Raw genomic sequence first — 18013 nt, 5'->3', positions numbered from 1 at the left:
CTGTGGGTAAATCCTTGCCTCGCTGATGCGTTTCCAACAGAAGCCTGCACGTGCGCCCCGAATGCGCACCTGCCCGGTGCGCCGTTTGGTCACTCATTGCGGGGTCGAAAAATGTCAGTCGCTCACAGTCCTATCCAAGCATTGCCTGTCCGGGTCAGTCCGACACCGGTCGAGACGCTCTATCAATTCAACGAATCGCCGTTGCTGGCTCGCCAGAACCGGCAGGAATCCAATGCCCGCAGTTACCCACGACGGATCCCCCTGGCCCTTAAGCGCGCCAAGGGCCTGTACGTCGAAGATGTCGAGGGCCGCACGTTCATCGATTGCCTGGCCGGCGCGGGCACGCTGGCCCTTGGGCACAATCACCCGGTAGTGATCGAGGCGATCCAGCAGGTGCTTGCCGATGAGCTGCCGTTGCATACCCTGGACCTGACCACGCCGGTCAAGGATCGCTTTGTCCAGGACCTGTTCGGCCTGTTGCCAGCGGCCCTCGCCGCCGAAGCGAAAATCCAGTTTTGCGGCCCCACGGGCACAGACGCGGTGGAAGCGGCCCTCAAGTTGGTGCGCACCGCCACGGGACGAAGCACCGTGCTGTCGTTCCAGGGCGGTTATCACGGCATGAGCCAAGGCGCGTTGAGCCTGATGGGCAGCCTGGGCCCTAAAAAGCCGTTGGGGGCCTTGCTCAGCAGTGGCGTGCAGTTCATGCCGTTTCCCTACGATTATCGGTGTCCGTTCGGACTCGGGGGGGCTGAAGGCGTCAAGGCTAACCTGCATTACCTGGAAAACCTGCTGACCGACCCCGAGGCTGGCGTGCAGTTGCCCGCAGCGGTAATTGTCGAGGTGGTGCAGGGCGAAGGTGGTGTGATACCCGCCGATCTTGACTGGCTGCGCGGGTTGCGACGGATCACCGAGCGGGCCGGCGTGGCGCTGATCGTCGATGAGATCCAGAGCGGCTTTGGCCGAACCGGCAAGATGTTTGCGTTCGAGCACGCCGGGATCATTCCGGACGTGGTCGTCCTGTCCAAGGCCATCGGCGGCAGCCTGCCGCTGGCGGTGGTGGTTTATCGCGACTGGCTCGACACCTGGCTGCCGGGCGCCCACGCCGGGACTTTCCGCGGCAACCAGATGGCCATGGCGGCGGGTAGCGCGGTCATGCGCTACCTGGTTGAACACAACGTGCCAGCCCATGCCGCCGCCATGGGCGAACGCCTGAGCGAACACCTGCATATCCTGCAGAGGGACTTCCCGCAATTGGGCGATATTCGTGGTCGCGGGCTGATGCTCGGCGTCGAGCTGGTAGACCCGGCCGGCACGTCGGACGCCTTGGGCCATCCACCGGTGGATGCACGGCTGGCGCCACGGCTGCAGCGTGAATGCCTCAAGCGTGGGCTGATCCTGGAGTTGGGTGGCCGACAGGGCGGCGTAGTGCGTTTCCTGCCGCCGCTGATCATTACCGCAGCGGAGATCGACCGGGTCGCGGAGATTTTTCGGCGTGCCTTGGAAGCCGCCGTGGCCGATGCCTAATTTTCATTCGGTCCGGTACGTTCCTTTTCATACCTTGGCTGCGCCTGCGCGCGGCGAACCTTGAGCAACGATGGAGAACCACCCATGACTTCAGTATTCGACCGCGAGGACATCCTCTTTCAGGTCGTGGTCAACCACGAAGAGCAGTATTCGATCTGGCCGGACTACAAGGCCGTTCCGGAAGGCTGGCGCACCGTTGGCAAAAGCGGTTTCAAAAAGGAATGCCTGGCTTATATCGAAGAGGTCTGGACCGATATGCGACCGTTGAGCCTGCGCAAGAAGATGGAAGAGCAGGCGACTGCGGCTCACTAAACAGAGCCGACGCGCCCCGCTTTGAGGGAGCGGGGCAAGCCCGCTCCCTCATCAGGCTTTGCGTCTGGGCCGACAGTTGGTGCACCGCCGTCTGCTTTATCTTGAAGCTTGGCGCTTGAAACTCATCGCTGCTCTACTTGAACCGCCGCTCCACCCCTTTCTCCACCAGGATCTTCGCCGAAATCTCCTCCACGGAAAAATGCGTGGAATTGATGTGGGGAATGTTCTCCCGCCGGAACAGGTTTTCCACCTCGCGCACCTCGAACTCGCATTGCGCGTAGCTCGAATAGCGGCTGTTGGGCTTGCGTTCGTTGCGGATCGCGGTAAGGCGGTCCGGGTCGATGGTCAGGCCAAACAGCTTGTGCTGGTGGGCGCGCAGGGCGCTCGGCAGTTGCAGGCGCTCCATGTCGTCTTCGGTCAGCGGATAGTTGGCCGCGCGGATGCCAAATTGCATCGCCATGTACAGGCACGTCGGCGTCTTACCACATCGCGACACCCCCACTAGGATCAGGTCGGCCTTGTCGTAATAATGCGTGCGGGCGCCGTCGTCGTTGTCCAACGCGAAGTTGACCGCTTCGATCCGCTCCATGTAGTTGGAGTTGTGGCCAATGGAATGGGACTTGCCGACCGAGTAGGAGGAATGCTCGCTCAATTCCTGCTCGAGCGGCGCGAGGAACGTGGAAAAAATGTCGATCATGAAACCATTGGACGTTGCGAGAATCTCACGGATGTCCTGATTGACGATGGTATCGAAGATGATCGGGCGAAAACCGTCGGTTTCGGCGGCTTTATTGATTTGCTGTACCATGGCCCGCGCCTTGTCGACGCTGTCTATGTAGGGACGTGTCAGCTTGGTGAAGGTAATGTTCTCGAACTGCGCCAACAGGCTCTGGCCCAGCGTTTCGGCCGTGATGCCGGTGCCGTCGGAAATAAAGAAAGCAGATCGTTTCATTTGCGCCTTGGGCCTTAAGCTAGTGAGCTAGTAACGATTCTTGGATATGATAGGCGCGATTTGCCGGCCGCCCGTGGCCCGCATTCTCACTTATTTTCCAGGTCCAGGCCATATCGCCGGTGACTCGCTCCCCTGGAGCTACCGGTTCTTGAGCTTTTCCAACACAGTTAGTGGAGAGATCACCTTGGTAGAGTACGTAGTTTCCCTCGATAAGCTCGGCGTCCATGATGTAGAGCATGTGGGGGGCAAGAACGCATCCCTGGGCGAGATGATCAGTAACCTCGCCGGCGCCGGTGTATCGGTGCCAGGTGGCTTCGCCACGACCGCCCAGGCTTATCGTGATTTCCTGGAACTGAGCGGCCTGAACCAGCAGATCCACGATGCCCTCGACGCCCTCGACGTCGATGACGTCAATGCCCTGGCCAAGACCGGCGCCCAGATCCGCCAATGGATCATGGAAGCCGAATTCCCCGAGAAGCTGAACGCCGAAATCCGCACGGCCTTTGCCAAACTCTCCGAAGGCAACCCCGATATTGCCGTCGCCGTACGCTCGTCGGCCACTGCCGAAGACCTGCCGGACGCGTCCTTTGCCGGTCAGCAGGAAACCTTCCTGAACATCCGTGGCGTGGAAAACGTCATCCGGGCCGCCAAGGAAGTCTTCGCCTCCCTTTTCAACGACCGTGCCATTTCCTACCGCGTGCACCAGGGCTTTGACCATAAGCTGGTCGCCCTGTCCGCCGGTGTGCAGCGCATGGTCCGCTCCGAAACCGGCACCGCCGGCGTAATGTTCACCCTCGACACCGAGTCGGGTTTCCGTGACGTGGTGTTCATCACCGGTGCCTACGGCCTGGGTGAGACCGTCGTACAAGGCGCGGTGAACCCGGACGAATTCTATGTCCACAAGGGCACGCTGGAAGCCGGTCGCCCGGCGATCCTGCGTCGCAACCTGGGCAGCAAGGCCATCAAGATGATCTACGGCGACGAAGCCAAGGCCGGTCGCTCAGTGAAAACCGTCGACGTCGACAAGGCCGAGCGCGCGCGTTTCTGCCTGACCGATGCTGAAGTCAGCGAACTGGCCAAGCAGGCCATGACCATCGAGAAACACTACAAGTGCCCGATGGACATCGAGTGGGCCAAGGACGGTGACGACGGCAAGCTGTACATCGTCCAGGCCCGTCCGGAAACCGTGAAGAGCCGCACCCAGGCCAATGTCATGGAGCGCTACCTGCTCAAGGAAACCGGCACCGTGTTGGTGGAAGGCCGTGCCATCGGCCAGCGCATCGGCGCCGGCAAGGTGCGAATCATCAAGGACGTCTCGGAGATGGACAAAGTCCAGGCCGGCGACGTACTGGTTTCCGATATGACCGACCCGGATTGGGAACCTGTCATGAAGCGCGCCAGCGCTATCGTCACCAACCGTGGTGGGCGTACCTGCCACGCGGCGATCATTGCCCGTGAACTGGGGATCCCGGCGGTTGTTGGTTGCGGCAACGCCACTCAATTGCTCAAGGACGGCCAGGGCGTCACCGTTTCCTGCGCCGAAGGCGATACCGGCTACATCTTCGAAGGCGAGCTGGGCTTCGACATCAAGAAGAACTCCGTGGACGCCATGCCGGAGCTGCCATTCAAGATCATGATGAACGTCGGCAACCCGGACCGCGCCTTCGACTTCGCGCAATTGCCGAATGCCGGCGTGGGCCTGGCCCGCCTCGAGTTCATCATCAACCGCATGATCGGCGTCCACCCCAAGGCACTGCTGAACTACGACGGCCTGCCTCAGGAAATCAAGGACAGCGTCGACAAGCGTATCGCCGGCTACAACGATCCGGTCGGTTTCTACGTCGAGAAGCTGGTGGAAGGCATCAGTACCCTGGCGGCGGCGTTCTACCCGAAAAAGGTCATCGTGCGCCTGTCGGACTTCAAGTCCAACGAGTACGCCAACCTGATCGGCGGCAAGCTCTACGAGCCGGAAGAAGAAAACCCGATGCTGGGCTTCCGTGGTGCGTCGCGCTACATCAGCGAATCGTTCCGTGATTGCTTCGAGCTCGAGTGCCGCGCCCTCAAGCGCGTGCGCAACGAGATGGGCCTGACCAACGTCGAGATCATGGTGCCGTTCGTGCGCACCCTCGGCGAAGCGAGCCAAGTGGTCGACCTGCTGGCGGAAAACGGCCTGGCCCGTGGCGAAAACGGCCTTCGCGTGATCATGATGTGCGAACTGCCGTCCAACGCGATCCTGGCTGAAGAGTTCCTCGAATTCTTCGACGGTTTCTCCATCGGCTCCAACGACCTGACCCAGTTGACCCTGGGCCTGGATCGCGACTCCGGGATCATCGCCCACCTGTTCGACGAGCGGAACCCGGCGGTGAAGAAGTTGCTGGCCAATGCCATCGCCGCCTGTAACAAGGCCGGCAAGTACATCGGCATCTGCGGCCAAGGCCCTTCGGACCACCCTGACCTGGCCAAGTGGCTGATGGAGCAGGGCATCGAAAGCGTTTCGCTGAACCCGGACTCCGTACTGGAAACCTGGTTCTTCCTGGCTGAGGGTCAGGCTGCGGTCTGATTGAGTGAAGGGGCCCCGTTGGCCCCTTTTGATTGAAGCAGGGCGGGCTCCGCGCGGAATCCGCCTTTTTTGTGCAAGAGCATCATGCAAAGCAGCAGCAACTTATTTCCTGTCGCCCTGATCAGCGCCGAGCGGCGTGGTGATCTGAGCGAAGATGTCTATCGCTTGAAACCCGGCAACAGCCCGGACTACAGCGTCGAACTGGCCGTCACCCGCCTGGGCATGGCGGATGCCGGCGAACGCCGTGGCGTCCCAGTGATCCTGCTGCACGGCAGCTTTTCCAACCGGCGCTTCTGGTATTCGCCCAAGGGCCTTGGGCTCGGGGCGTATCTGGTGCGGCGTGGGTTCGATGCCTGGATTCCCGAGATGCGCGGTCACGGGCTGTCCCAACGCAACCAGGGCTACCGCAACAACCGCGTCGCCGATTATGCCCGTTACGACTTGCCGGCCATCGGCGCCTTTGTGCGTGAGCAAAGCGGCCAGGTGCCCCATTGGATTGGTCATTCCCTGGGCGGCATTACCCTGGCGGCAGCCTTGGGCGGGCATTACCTGGGCGAGCCCGCCGTGGCGTCGGCGGCGTTTTTCGGTACTCAGGTCAGCCGCACCTATTGGCCGCTGAAAATTCCGCCGGTGGAGTGGAGCGGACGATTCATCCTCAAGCGGTTTGCGCAACTGTCTGGCACAAGGCTCAAGCGCGGCCCGGAGGATGAGCCCATCGGGCTGGCCCTGGAGAGCATGCGCTGGTATGGGCTTTTCGGGCGTTTCGGCGATGCCGAAAAAAACTGGTGGGCGGGCCTTGCCGATGTGCAAGTGCCGGTGCTGGCGGTGAGTGCCGCCGGTGATCGTCAGGATCCGACCTGGGCCTGTCGTAAATTGTTCGAGCAGATCGGTTCCGAGTACAAACAGTTCGTCTGTCTTGGCCGGGAACAGGGCTTTAGCGACGATTTCGGCCATGTTGAAATGCTCGTCAGCAAAGCCGCGCACGCCGAGGTCTGGCCGTTGGTGGCGCGCTGGCTGGAAAATCAATGCGCGCCGCTGTTGGCGGAGCCGTCCGGATTGGCCGAAGCTGTTTAACGCGAGGGCCCTGGACATGGGCATTTCGCTCTGGTCGGCTAGCGGCTAAGATATGACGCGCTACGTTGTTCCGGTCACAAACGGTTGTTCATTCAGCCAGACGTTCAAGCCCTGCAGGAGTTGTTCGATGAACCATTACCTCACGCCCGACCTGTGCGATGCCTATCCGGACCTGGTGCAAGTATTGGAGCCGATGTTCAGCAATTTCGGTGGCCGCGACTCGTTCGGCGGCGAAATCGTGACCATCAAGTGCTTCGAAGACAACTCGTTGGTCAAGGAGCAGGTTGAACTCGACGGCACGGGCAAGGTGCTGGTGGTCGATGGCGGCGGTTCCCTGCGTCGGGCTTTGCTGGGCGACATGCTGGCGGAAAAAGCCGCGAAGAACGGCTGGGAAGGCTTGGTGATCTACGGTTGCATCCGCGACGTCGACGTCATTGCCCAGACCGACCTGGGCGTCCAGGCCCTGGCCAGTCATCCGATGAAAACCGACAAGCGCGGCATCGGCGATCTCAATGTTGCCGTGACCTTCGCCGGCGTGACCTTTCGTCCGGGCGAGTATGTCTATGCGGACAACAACGGCGTGATCGTCTCGCCAAGCCCGCTGAAAATGCCTGAATGAAACGATATAGCCATAAGGGATGAGGATGTTCGAGGAAGAAAACGCGCAATGGGGGCTGGTTCATGCCCTGGTGCTGGATGGTAAAGGCGGCGCGCGTTCGATAGCCCGGACCGAACTTGACGATTTGCAGTTGCAGGCCCATGAAAGCCTGTGGCTGCACTGGGATCGCAGTCATCCGCAAACCCATACCTGGTTGCGCAAATCCAGTGGCTTGAGTGAATTCAATTGCGACCTGCTGCTTGAGGAGAACACCCGGCCACGCCTGCTGGCGTTGCCCAATGCCGAGCTGCTGCTGTTTCTTCGGGGCATCAACCTCAACCCGGGTGCCGAGCCTGAAGACATGGTGTCGGTGCGCATCTTTGCCTCGGCCCAGCGTGTAATCTCGCTACGGTTGCGTCCATTGCGCGCCACCGATGAGCTGCTGGCGGAGTTGGTTGAGGGCAAGGGACCGAAGACCTCGTCGGAACTCATCCTTTATATGGCGCAATACCTGACCAATAAAGTGCAGGACCTGGTGACGTGCCTGTCTGAAATCGTCGACAGCGAGGAAGAGAAACTCGATACCGACGAACGGTATACACCCGAACACGACGCCATTTTGCACATCCGTCGCAGGGCCGCCGGACTGAAGCGATTCCTGGCGCCACAGCGGGACATCTTTGGCCAGATGTCGCGGACCAAGTTGCCTTGGTTCGTCGAGGACGATGGCGACTATTGGAATGAATTGAACAACAGCCTGACGCGCTACCTCGAAGAGCTGGAATTGACCCGAGAGCGCGTGGGGCTTGTGCTGGAAGCCGAGGACCGGCGTCTTTCGGTGCGCATGAACCGCACCATGTACCGCTTCGGCATCATTACCGGGATCTTCCTGCCGATGAGTTTTCTCACCGGCCTGCTGGGTATCAATGTCGGCGGCATTCCGTTTTCCGAAAGCCCTTACGGTTTCATGATCGCCTGCCTGCTGATGATCTGCGTCGCGACGGGGCAATGGTGGTTATTCCGCCGTTTGCGTTGGGTGTGATGGGCTTTCATGTGACCCGACGAAATCTGATTGCGTCTTCCACAGACATCACGAGAGGTGCGTATGCACGATCCGTTCGAACAGTCTCTGCGCGACATGCTCAAGGCCTCGCCGTCCAGCCGGGACGACGATGCATGCCTGGGGCGTGTACTGAAAACCGCCAACCGCCAGGTCGGCGCCGGCGATCTGTTCAGCCTGCTGGGCCGTTGGTTGCCCGCGCTGATGATCGCGTTGAACAACGGGTCGGCCCATGTCTCGCCGGTTTCCCGTCGCAAATCTGTTACTCGCACCGCTGATAAGGCTGATTGAATATGGAACTTGATCTCTGGACCCAGAGCCTCGTCACGGCAATGACTGCGTTGTGGACCAAGATAGCTAATTTTATCCCCAACCTTTTTGGCGCCCTGGTGGTGCTGTTGCTGGGGTTCGTCGTGGCCAAGCTGCTGGACACGCTGCTTTCCAAGCTGCTCGCCAAATTGGGCCTCGACCGCCTGATGGGCGGCACCGGCCTGACCAAACTGTTGTCTCGCGGCGGCATCCAGGTGCCGATCTCGACGCTGGTGGGCAAGATCGTCTATTGGTTCGTGCTGCTTATTTTCCTCGTGTCGGCGGCTGAGTCCCTGGGCCTGGAGCGCGTTTCAGCTACGCTCGACATGCTTGCGCTGTATTTGCCGAAGGTGTTTGGCGCGGCGTTGGTGTTGCTGGTGGGCGTCCTGTTGGCGCAACTGGCCAACGGGCTGGTACGTGGCGCCGCCGAGGGCGTTGGACTGGACTACGCTGCGGGGCTTGGGCGAATCGCCCAAGGGCTTGTCATCATCATCAGTATTTCGGTCGCGATCAGCCAGTTGGAGGTCAAGACTGACCTGCTCAACCATGTGATCGTGATCGTCTTGATTACCGTTGGTCTGGCGGTTGCGCTGGCAATGGGGTTGGGAAGCCGGGAAATCGCCGGTCAGATTCTTGCGGGAATCTATGTGCGTGAGCTGTATGAGGTTGGACAACAAGTGCGTGTTGGCGAGGTCGAAGGCCAGATCGAAGAGATCGGCACGGTGAAAACCACATTGCTGACCGAAGAGGGCGAGCTGGTGTCGCTTTCCAATCGGATCCTGCTGGAACAGCATGTGAGTAGCCGCTAACCCGGCAAACCCTGCTAATGTATGCCGCCGCAAAATGCCTGCCACCGCAGGGTGCGGCGCACATTGACCTAGACTGTCGGCCCGACTTGTTTTGAACAAACCCCAATCGCTATCCACGCGCTACGACCCCCGTGATCTCTCCGATGAGGAGTTGGTCGCGCGCGCGCATACGGAGCTGTTTCACGTTACGCGGGCCTACGAAGAGTTGATGCGCCGCTACCAGCGGACATTATTTAACGTTTGTGCACGATATCTCGGGAACGATCGCGACGCTGACGATGTCTGTCAGGAGGTGATGTTGAAGGTGCTGTACGGCCTGAAGAACTTCGAGGGGAAATCGAAGTTCAAGACTTGGCTATACAGCATCACTTACAACGAATGCATCACGCAGTATCGCAAGGAACGGCGAAAGCGTCGCTTGATGGATGCATTGAGCCTTGATCCTCTCGAGGAAGCGTCTGAAGAAAAGGCGCCCAAGCCCGAGGAGAAGGGTGGACTCGATCGCTGGCTGGTTTATGTGAACCCGATCGATCGGGAAATTCTGGTGCTACGATTTGTCGCAGAACTGGAATTCCAAGAGATCGCAGACATAATGCATATGGGTTTGAGTGCGACAAAAATGCGTTACAAGCGCGCGCTCGATAAGCTACGTGAGAAATTTGCGGGCATTGCTGAAACTTAGTTCGGCGCAAATATCTCTTACGTGTAGGCAAGTTCTGATAGACTTGCCGCCGAGTTGTCCCCCGGTTTGCGGGACTGCTTCACAATCACCAGATGGGGATTTAACGGATGAAACTGAAAAACACCTTGGGCTTTGCCATTGGTTCTTTGATTGCTGCCACTTCGTTCGGCGCTCTGGCACAAGGCCAAGGCGCAGTTGAAATCGAAGGCTTCGCCAAGAAAGAAATGTTCGACAGCGCTCGTGATTTCAAGAACAACGGCAACCTGTTCGGCGGTTCGGTCGGTTACTTCCTGACCGACGACGTTGAACTGCGTCTGGCCTACGACGAAGTGCACAACGCACGTACTGACGATGGCACTAACGTCAAGGGCGCCAACACCGCTCTGGACGCTTTGTACCACTTCAACAACCCAGGCGACATGCTGCGTCCATACGTCTCGGCCGGTTTCTCGGACCAGAGCATCGACCAGAATGGCAGCAACGGTCGTAACCGTTCTACCTTCGCCAACGTTGGTGGCGGCGCCAAGCTGTATTTCACCGACAACTTCTACGCCCGTGCTGGCGTTGAAGCCCAGTACAACATCGACCAAGGCGACACCGAGTGGGCGCCAAGCGTCGGTATCGGTGTGAACTTCGGTGGCGGCTCCAAGCCTGCTGCTGCTCCAGTTCCAGCGCCAGCTGAAGTCTGCTCCGACAGCGACAACGATGGCGTGTGCGACAACGTCGACAAGTGCCCTGACACCCCAGCCAACGTAACCGTTGACGCTGATGGCTGCCCAGCTGTTGCTGAAGTCGTACGTGTTGAGCTGGACGTCAAGTTCGACTTCGACAAGTCGGTCGTTAAAGAAAACAGCTACGGCGACATCAAGAACCTGGCTGATTTCATGAAGCAGTACCCATCCACCAGCACCACTGTTGAAGGTCACACTGACTCCGTCGGTCCTGACGCTTACAACCAGAAGCTGTCTGAGCGTCGTGCAAACGCCGTTAAGCAAGTTCTGACCAACCAGTACGGTGTTGAATCGTCCCGCGTTCAGTCTGTTGGCTACGGCGAATCCCGCCCAGTTGCTGACAACGCCACTGACGCTGGTCGTGCAGTTAACCGTCGCGTAGAAGCGCAGGTTGAAGCCCAAGCTAAGTAATTAGCCCACAGCTTTGGAAAAACCCGGCCTAGGCCGGGTTTTTCTTTGTCTGGGATTTATCGGACAGTCTGTGCCAGACGAAGCAAGACCTTTGGGAGCGAGCTTGCTCGCGATGACGGTCTGACTGAGTACATATCCATTGCTGCGATAACGGCGGCTTATGGTTCCGCCCCGACGGCGGGTCACTTTCGAAAAGCGCGAAAGTAACCAAAGCGCTTCAAGCCCCACCACTCGGCACCTCGCCTAGGCTCGGTGTGCCCTCACTCCGGCATTGCTCCGTGGGCCCGCCGCGAAGGGCCATCCATGGCCCAGCGCGGCTACCTCGGCATCCATGCCGAGGTGCCCACTACGCAATACCTGCGTTCGGCCAGCGTGGTTAACGGGGCGCCCCAGATCAAAATCAAAAGCGAGGCGGCCTGACAGCCGACCTGTCTCCGGCGGCTGTACTTCAATCCCATTGTGGGAGCGAGCTTGCTTGCGATTGCGGTGTGTCAGTCACCCTTCAGGTTGCTGATACATTGCCATCGCGAGCAAGCTCCCACATTGGGTCGGGGGGGCTGTCAGAGGGCGCAAGCCTGGGCCCAGGCAGGCTGCGAGGCGGCCAGTTCAGCAGCGCCGGCCACCGAGCCAATCACCAGGATCGCCGGGCTCTTGAGTTGAAACGCGCTGGCATCGGCTTCCATCGAAGCCAGGTCGCTGCGGCAGTCGCGCTGGTGGGGCAGGGAGGCATTTTCGATCATGGCCACGGGCGTGTCCGCCGCCAAGCCACCGGCCAACAACTGCTCGCGGATCTCGCTCAATTTCGCCACGCCCATATACACCACCAGGGTGGTCCCGCTTTGCGCCAGGGCTTGCCAGTTCAGGCTGCTGCCGTCCTGAGTGTGGGCCGTGACCAGGGTCACGCCCCGGGCGATTCCGCGCAGGGTCAGTGAAATATCGCATTGGGTGGCGCCCGCGAGGCCGGCGGTGATGCCGTTGACCAATTCCACTTCGACGCCATGTTCGCGCAACCACTGCGCCTCTTCACCGCCGCGACCGAAGATGCACGGATCGCCGCCCTTGAGGCGCACCACGCATTTGCCTTGGCGGGCATAACGCAACATCAGCCGGTGAATGAACGCCTGTGGCGTGGACCGGCAGCCGCCGCGCTTGCCCACGGCGATGACGCGCGCAGCGGGGCAATGCTCCAGCACCGCGACGTTGACCAGATCGTCGATCAACACCACATCCGCCTCGCCCAAGGCGCGCACGGCTTTGAGGGTCAGCAATTCAGGGTCGCCAGGACCTGCACCCACCAGCCAGACTTTTGCGTTCATAGTGTTTTCCTCACGAGATCGCGGCCACTGGTTGCGCGGTGGCAACCAGCAGACGCTTGATTTCAGGTACGCAGGAACCGCATTGCGTGCCGCAACCCAGTTCTTTTTTCAGTCCCTGCAAGTCCAAGCCACGCTCGATGCCGGCGCACACCGCGCGTTGGCTGACGTTCATGCAATTGCACAGGGTTTTGCCGCCGCCCACGGTGGCGCCGACGTTGCCCGGCGGCGCGCTCAGCGGGGCCAGCAGCCAGCGCCGCAGCTGCTCATCGGCACGACCTTCCAGCCACAGGTTCTGCAACCAGTGCCGTGCGAGGGTTTCGCCGGCGAGGCGAATGGCAGTGATGCGACCATTTTCGATCCGCACCCGTTTGCCAATGGAGCGACGCGGATCGTCATAGGCCAGCACCGGCCCATCGATCAGCCCCAGCTGTTCGTCGATCGCTTGTAGCAGTTGTGGTTCGGGCGCAACGGCGCTGGCCGCGCGAATCAGCAGCGCGGGACGTTCCCGACCAGTCAGGCTCAGGCTGACGTAGGCAAACGCCTCACACAATGGACGCAATGTCTCCAAATGCTGTTGGACATCGCCCTCGACCAAGGCGAAAAGTTGCCAAGGCAGGTTCACCGGTTCCAGGCGCACGCCGCTGTGCTTGAGTTCCGGCTGTTTCGACAACGGGTCGAAAGCCGGCTGAGTCAGGGTATTTACGCCGCCCTTGAGAAACCGGTCGCCCCAATGCATGGGCAGGAAGGCTTGGCCAGGGCGAACGCTCTCGTCCCTGTCCACCGCCACGACCACGCTGCCGCGACGGCTTTTCAGGCTGACCAGATCGCCGGCTTGCAGACGATGGCGATTCAGTTCGTCCGGATGCAGGCTGAGCACGGCTTCGTTCACATGCCCGAACAACTGCGCAGCGGTGCCGGTGCGGCTCATGCCGTGCCATTGGTCCCGCAGACGACCGGTGTTCAGGGTCAGCGGGTAGCGTGCGTCACGTAGCTCCTTGGCGGCGCGATAGGGTTCGGCCACAAACCGGGCACGGCCACTGTCGGTAGGAAAAATCCCGTCGACGTACAAACGCGCCGTTCCAACCGTGGCGCCTTCGGGAAAAGGCCATTGTTGTGGGCCAAGTCGATCGATCAACGCATGGCTGATGCCGGACAGGTCCAAGTCGCGGCCGCGGGTCAGTTGTTTGTATTCGTCGAACAGGTGGGCCGGCGCGTCGAAGGCGAACAGGCTGGGTAGGTTCGGGCGCAGGCGTTTTTCCAGGCGCTGTGCGAAATCCACGGTGATGGCCCAGTCCGGACGTGCTTCGCCCGGTGCGTTTATTGCCCGGCGAACGTGGGAAATACGCCGTTCGGAATTGGTCACCGAGCCTTCCTTTTCGCCCCAACTGGCCGCCGGCAGCAACAGGTCGGCAAACGCGGCGGTCTCGGTAGTTCGGAAGGCTTCCTGCAACACCACGAACGGGCAAGTTTGCAGGGCTTCGCGCACGGCGGTCTGGTCCGGCATCGATTGGGCCGGGTTGGTGCAGGCGATCCACAGGGCCTTGATCTTGCCGCTGCGCACCTGTTCGAAGAGCTCAATGGCGCTCAGCCCCGGAGTGCTGGGCAGTTGTTCCACGCCCCAATAGCTGGCGACCTCGGCGCGATGCTCAGGATTGCTGGCTTCGCGATGACCCGGCAGCAGGTTGGACAGACTGCCGGTTTCCCTGCCGCCCATTGCGTTAGGCTGGCCAGTCAACGAGAACGGCCCCGCACCCGGCCGGCCAATTTGGCCGGTGGCCAGGTGCAAATTGATCAGCGCGCTGTTTTTTGCGCTGCCGGCGGTGGACTGGTTCAAGCCCATGCACCACAACGACAGGAAACTCGGGGAGGTGCCGACCCATTCGGCGCATTGGTGCAGTTGCTCGACGCTGATGCCGCACAGTTGAGCAACCATGGTCGGCGTGTAGTCGCGCACCAGGTTCTTCAGGTCCGCCAGGCCTTCGGTGTGGGCCTTGATGAAGCTGCGATCGACCCAGTCTTCCCACAGCAGCAGGTGCAAAATCCCATGGAACAAGGCCACGTCGGTGCCCGGCAGAATCGCCAGGTGCAGGTCCGCCAGGTCGCAGGTGTCGGTGCGCCGGGGATCGATGACGATGATTTTCATCTGCGGCCGGCGGGATTTGGCCTCTTCCAGGCGGCGAAACAGGATCGGATGCGCGTAGGCCATGTTGCTGCCGACGATCATCACGCAGTCGCTCAGTTCCAGGTCTTCGTAGCTGCAGGGTGGGGCGTCGGCACCGAGGCTGCGCTTGTAGCCCACCACGGCGGAGGACATGCACAGCCGCGAATTGCTGTCGATATTGTTGGTACCCACCAACGCCCGGGCGAGTTTGTTGAAGGCGTAGTAGTCCTCGGTCAACAACTGGCCGGAGATGTAGAACGCCACGCTGTCGGGGCCGTGCTCGGCGATCGTGTCGGCGAAGACGCTGGCGGCGTGATCCAGGGCGCTGTCCCAGTCGGTGCGGCCCCTGGCCAGGCTTTTACCGAGGCGTAGCTCGGGATACAGGGCGCGCGCGGCGAGGTCACCGGTCAGGTGCAGGGTCGAGCCCTTGCTGCACAGTTTGCCGAAGTTGGCCGGATGGGCGGGATCGCCGCTGACGCCGAGGATGCGCTCGCCGTCATGCTCGATCAGGACGCCGCAACCGACCCCGCAATAACAGCAGGTCGAGGCAGTGGTCTGGCGGTTCATCAGCTTGCGTCCCGCAGGGCGAGCATGACTCGGCCGTTCTCGACCCGCGCCGAATGATGATGGGCGCAGCCCACGTCGGGGGCCTGGGCCTGGCCGCTCTCCAGGTCGATCTGCCAGTTGTGCAACGGGCAGGCTACGCGCTTGCCGTAGACCAACCCTTGGGACAGCGGGCCACCCTTGTGCGGGCAACGGTCATCGAGGGCGAACACTTCGTCGTCGCTGGTGCGGAAAATCGCGATATCGCCTTTCGGGCCATTGATGATGCGCGAACCGAGGATATTGATCTCTTCCAGCGCGCAGATATCCAGCCAATTCATGCCGGCACCTCCAAGGTCTTCACGGGGATGACTTCGAACTCTTTCTTCAACTCAGGCTGTTCCAGGCGTTGCTTCCACGGGTCCTGTTCCAGCGACAAGGAAAACTTCAGGCGTTCATGAAGGGCCTTGCGCCGCTCCGGGTCCTCCAACACGGCTTTCTTGATGTGCTCCATGCCGACCCGTTGCATGTAATGCACGGTGCGTTCGAGGTAGAAGGCTTCCTCGCGGTACAGCTGCAGGAAAGCCCCGTTGTATTCGCGGACTTCTTCGGCGGTCTTGAGCTTGACGAAGAACTCGGCGACCTCGGTCTTGATCCCGCCGTTGCCGCCGATGTACATCTCCCAGCCCGAATCGACGCCGATAATGCCGACGTCCTTGATGCCAGCTTCCGAGCAGTTGCGTGGGCAACCGGAGACGGCCAGCTTCACCTTGTGCGGCGACCACATGTTGAACAAATCGTGCTCGAGCTCGATGCCAAGCTGGGTGGAGTTCTGCGTGCCGAAGCGGCAGAACTCGCTGCCAACGCAGGTCTTCACGGTGCGGATGGACTTGCCGTAGGCGTGGCCGGACGGCATGTCGAGGTCTTTCCACACGCCCGGCAGGTCTTGCTTCTTGATGCCCAGCAGATCGATGCGTTGCCCGCCGGTGACCTTGACCATCGGCACGTTGTACTTGTCGGCCACGTCGGCAATGCGCCGCAGCTCGGAAGGGTTGGTCACGCCACCCCACATCCGCGGGACCACGGAGTAGGTGCCGTCTTTCTGGATGTTGGCGTGGGCGCGTTCGTTGATCAGGCGCGATTGCGGGTCGTCCTGGGCTTCGCCGGGCCAGGTGGAGATCAGGTAATAGTTCAAGGCCGGACGGCAAGTGGCGCAGCCGTTGGGAGTGCGCCAGTTCAGGTAGCTCATGGTCCCGGCGATGGTCAGCAGGTGCTGGTCGCGGATCGCCTGGCGGATCTGGCCGTGGTTGAGATCGCTGCAGCCGCAGATGGCTTTTTCGCTTTTCGGCTTGACGTCCGCCGCGCCGCCCACGGTGTTGATCAGGATCTGTTCCACCAGGCCGGCGCAAGAGCCGCAGGAACTGGCGGCCTTGGTGTGTTTTTTCACGTCATCGACGCTGAACAGCCCGTGTTCCTGGATCGCCTTGACGATGGTGCCTTTGCACACGCCGTTGCAGCCGCAGACTTCGGCGGTGTCGGCCATGCTCATGGCTTTGTCCTGGCCTTGGTGGCCTACATCGCCCAAGGCGTTTTCCCCAAACATCAGGTGATCGCGGATCTCGCTGATGCCGTGGTTCTCACGGATCTGACGGAAATACCAGCCGCCATCCGCCGTATCGCCGTACAGGCAGGCACCCACCAGCACGTCATCCTTGATCACCAGTTTTTTGTAGACGCCGCCGATCGGATCGGAAAGGGTGATGGTCTCGGTGCCTTCGCCGCCCATGAAGTCGCCGGCGGAGAACAGGTCGATGCCGGTGACTTTCAACTTGGTCGACGTGACCGAGCCTTTGTAAGTGGCGAAGCCCAGTTGCGCGAGGTGATTGGCGCAGACCTTGGCTTGTTCGAACAACGGGGCTACCAAGCCATAAGCCGTCCCACGGTGGCTGGCGCATTCGCCGATGGCATAGACGCGCGGATCGTAGGTTTGCATCGTGTCGTTGACCAGGATCCCGCGGTTGCACGGGATGCCGGATTTTTCCGCCAGTTCGGTGTTGGGGCGGATGCCGGCGGCCATCACCACCAGGTCGGCGGGGATGATGTCGCCGTTCTTGAACTGTACCGAGCCGACCCGGCCATTGCCGGCGTCGTGCAGGGCTTGGGTCTGTTCACACAGGCGGAACTTGAGGCCGCGGTTTTCCAGGGCGGTTTGCAGCAGTTGGCCGCTGGTCTTGTCCAACTGCCGTTCCAGCAGCCATTCACCGATGTGCACGACGGTCACGTCCATGCCGCGCAACTTCAGGCCGTTGGCGGCTTCCAGGCCCAGCAAGCCGCCGCCGATCACCACGGCGTGCTTGTGGGTCTTGGCGGTGTCGATCATCGCTTGGGTGTCGGCGATGTCGCGGTAGCCAATCACGCCGTCCAGAGTGTTGCCGGGGATCGGCAAGATGAACGGCGTGGAGCCGGTGGCGATCAGCAGGCGGTCGTATTCGGCTTCGCTACCGTCTTCGGCGATGACCCGGCGCTTGATGCGGTCGATCTCCACGACTTTGCGGTTGAGCAGCAACTTGATGTTGTTTTCCAAGTACCAGCTCAGGTCGTTGAGCACGATGTCTTCGAACGTTTGCTCTCCGGCCAGCACCGGCGACAGCAGGATGCGGTTGTAATTGGTGTGAGGCTCGGCGCCGAATACCGTGATGTCGTAGAGCTCGTTGCTCAGCTTGAGCAGTTCCTCGAGGGTTCGAACCCCGGCCATGCCGTTGCCGATCATTACCAGTTTGAGTTTTTTCATCAGGGTTCTCCGCAAGCTCAGGTCCGGTTTCATCACGGCGATCGGACTGGCTCGACATTTTTACGAAAACAAAAAAAGGCGTCTCGCTAGTGGCCTAGCGAGGACGCCTTTGTCCTGGTCCCGTTCTCTCGGGAAGCACCGCCTTCATCGTTGGAGGCGTTGCTTTATGTATGGTGAGAG

General features: G+C 60.8%; 15 protein-coding genes. 10 read left to right on the top strand and 5 right to left on the bottom strand.

The annotated features are described in order from the left end of the window. The first annotated feature begins 111 nt into the window (after positions 1-111). Both HU806_RS03380 and HU806_RS03375 read left to right on the top strand, forming a co-directional pair. Positions 112-1524, top strand: coding sequence for an aspartate aminotransferase family protein (locus HU806_RS03380; protein WP_186609896.1), 1413 nt, complete (start codon positions 112-114; stop codon positions 1522-1524). A gap of 84 nt (positions 1525-1608) precedes the next feature. After that, the gene (locus HU806_RS03375) at positions 1609-1836 is read left to right on the top strand and encodes an MbtH family protein (RefSeq protein WP_186609895.1); all 228 of its coding nucleotides are present in this window, start codon (positions 1609-1611) and stop codon (positions 1834-1836) included. Positions 1837-1969: 133 nt separating this feature from the next. On the opposite strand, the gene ppsR is transcribed toward HU806_RS03375, so the two are convergent. Further along, complete coding sequence (gene ppsR, locus HU806_RS03370) at positions 1970-2788, bottom strand: phosphoenolpyruvate synthetase regulatory kinase/phosphorylase PpsR (RefSeq protein ID WP_186609894.1); 819 nt, start codon at positions 2786-2788, stop codon at positions 1970-1972. Positions 2789-2972: 184 nt separating this feature from the next. Between ppsR and ppsA the strand changes: the two genes are divergently transcribed. The 8 genes from ppsA (at position 2973) to HU806_RS03330 (ending at position 11022) form a co-directional block, all read left to right on the top strand. Next, a complete protein-coding gene (gene ppsA, locus HU806_RS03365) occupies positions 2973-5348 on the top strand; it encodes a phosphoenolpyruvate synthase (protein ID WP_186609893.1) in 2376 nt (791 codons plus the stop codon). 84 nt (positions 5349-5432) lie between these two features. Then, entirely contained in the window at positions 5433-6422 is a 990-nt protein-coding gene (locus HU806_RS03360) for an alpha/beta fold hydrolase (protein WP_186609892.1), read from the top strand. Between the two features lie 127 nt (positions 6423-6549). Further along, entirely contained in the window at positions 6550-7041 is a 492-nt protein-coding gene (gene rraA, locus HU806_RS03355; RefSeq protein ID WP_186609891.1) for a ribonuclease E activity regulator RraA, read from the top strand. A gap of 25 nt (positions 7042-7066) precedes the next feature. Further along, entirely contained in the window at positions 7067-8062 is a 996-nt protein-coding gene (gene cmaX / locus HU806_RS03350; RefSeq protein ID WP_186609890.1) for a divalent cation transporter CmaX, read from the top strand. A gap of 63 nt (positions 8063-8125) precedes the next feature. After that, positions 8126-8371 carry a CrfX protein gene (locus HU806_RS03345; RefSeq protein WP_186609889.1) on the top strand — a complete coding sequence of 82 codons (246 nt, stop codon included), beginning with the start codon at positions 8126-8128 and terminating at the stop codon, positions 8369-8371. Between the two features lie 2 nt (positions 8372-8373). After that, a complete protein-coding gene (locus tag HU806_RS03340) occupies positions 8374-9198 on the top strand; it encodes a mechanosensitive ion channel family protein (protein WP_186609888.1) in 825 nt (274 codons plus the stop codon). 91 nt (positions 9199-9289) lie between these two features. After that, positions 9290-9880, top strand: a complete 591-nt coding sequence (gene sigX, locus HU806_RS03335) for an RNA polymerase sigma factor SigX (RefSeq protein WP_025212681.1) — start codon at positions 9290-9292, stop codon at positions 9878-9880. A gap of 107 nt (positions 9881-9987) precedes the next feature. Further along, positions 9988-11022, top strand: a complete 1035-nt coding sequence (locus HU806_RS03330) for an OmpA family protein (protein WP_186609887.1) — start codon at positions 9988-9990, stop codon at positions 11020-11022. Positions 11023-11582: 560 nt separating this feature from the next. On the opposite strand, the gene cobA is transcribed toward HU806_RS03330, so the two are convergent. Genes cobA through nirB form a run of 4 tightly spaced genes read right to left on the bottom strand, consistent with a single transcriptional unit; the run spans position 11583 to position 17833 of the window. Then, entirely contained in the window at positions 11583-12338 is a 756-nt protein-coding gene (gene cobA, locus HU806_RS03325; RefSeq protein WP_186609886.1) for a uroporphyrinogen-III C-methyltransferase, read from the bottom strand. 10 nt (positions 12339-12348) lie between these two features. After that, positions 12349-15066 carry a nitrate reductase gene (locus tag HU806_RS03320; RefSeq protein WP_186609885.1) on the bottom strand — a complete coding sequence of 906 codons (2718 nt, stop codon included), beginning with the start codon at positions 15064-15066 and terminating at the stop codon, positions 12349-12351. Beyond that, a complete protein-coding gene (gene nirD / locus HU806_RS03315; RefSeq protein ID WP_025212685.1) occupies positions 15066-15383 on the bottom strand; it encodes a nitrite reductase small subunit NirD in 318 nt (105 codons plus the stop codon). Before nirD ends, HU806_RS03320 begins: the two co-directional genes overlap by 1 nt. Further along, the gene (nirB, locus tag HU806_RS03310; RefSeq protein WP_186609884.1) at positions 15380-17833 is read right to left on the bottom strand and encodes a nitrite reductase large subunit NirB; all 2454 of its coding nucleotides are present in this window, start codon (positions 17831-17833) and stop codon (positions 15380-15382) included. Before nirB ends, nirD begins: the two co-directional genes overlap by 4 nt. Between the last annotated feature and the right edge of the window lie 180 nt (positions 17834-18013).

Origin of the sequence: Pseudomonas sp. SWRI154 (assembly GCF_014268645.1) — a bacterium.
GTDB classification, from domain to species: domain Bacteria; phylum Pseudomonadota; class Gammaproteobacteria; order Pseudomonadales; family Pseudomonadaceae; genus Aquipseudomonas; species Aquipseudomonas marvdashtae.
Note: the sequence above shows the minus strand (reverse complement) of the source record. Positions and strands in the feature narration are given on the sequence as shown.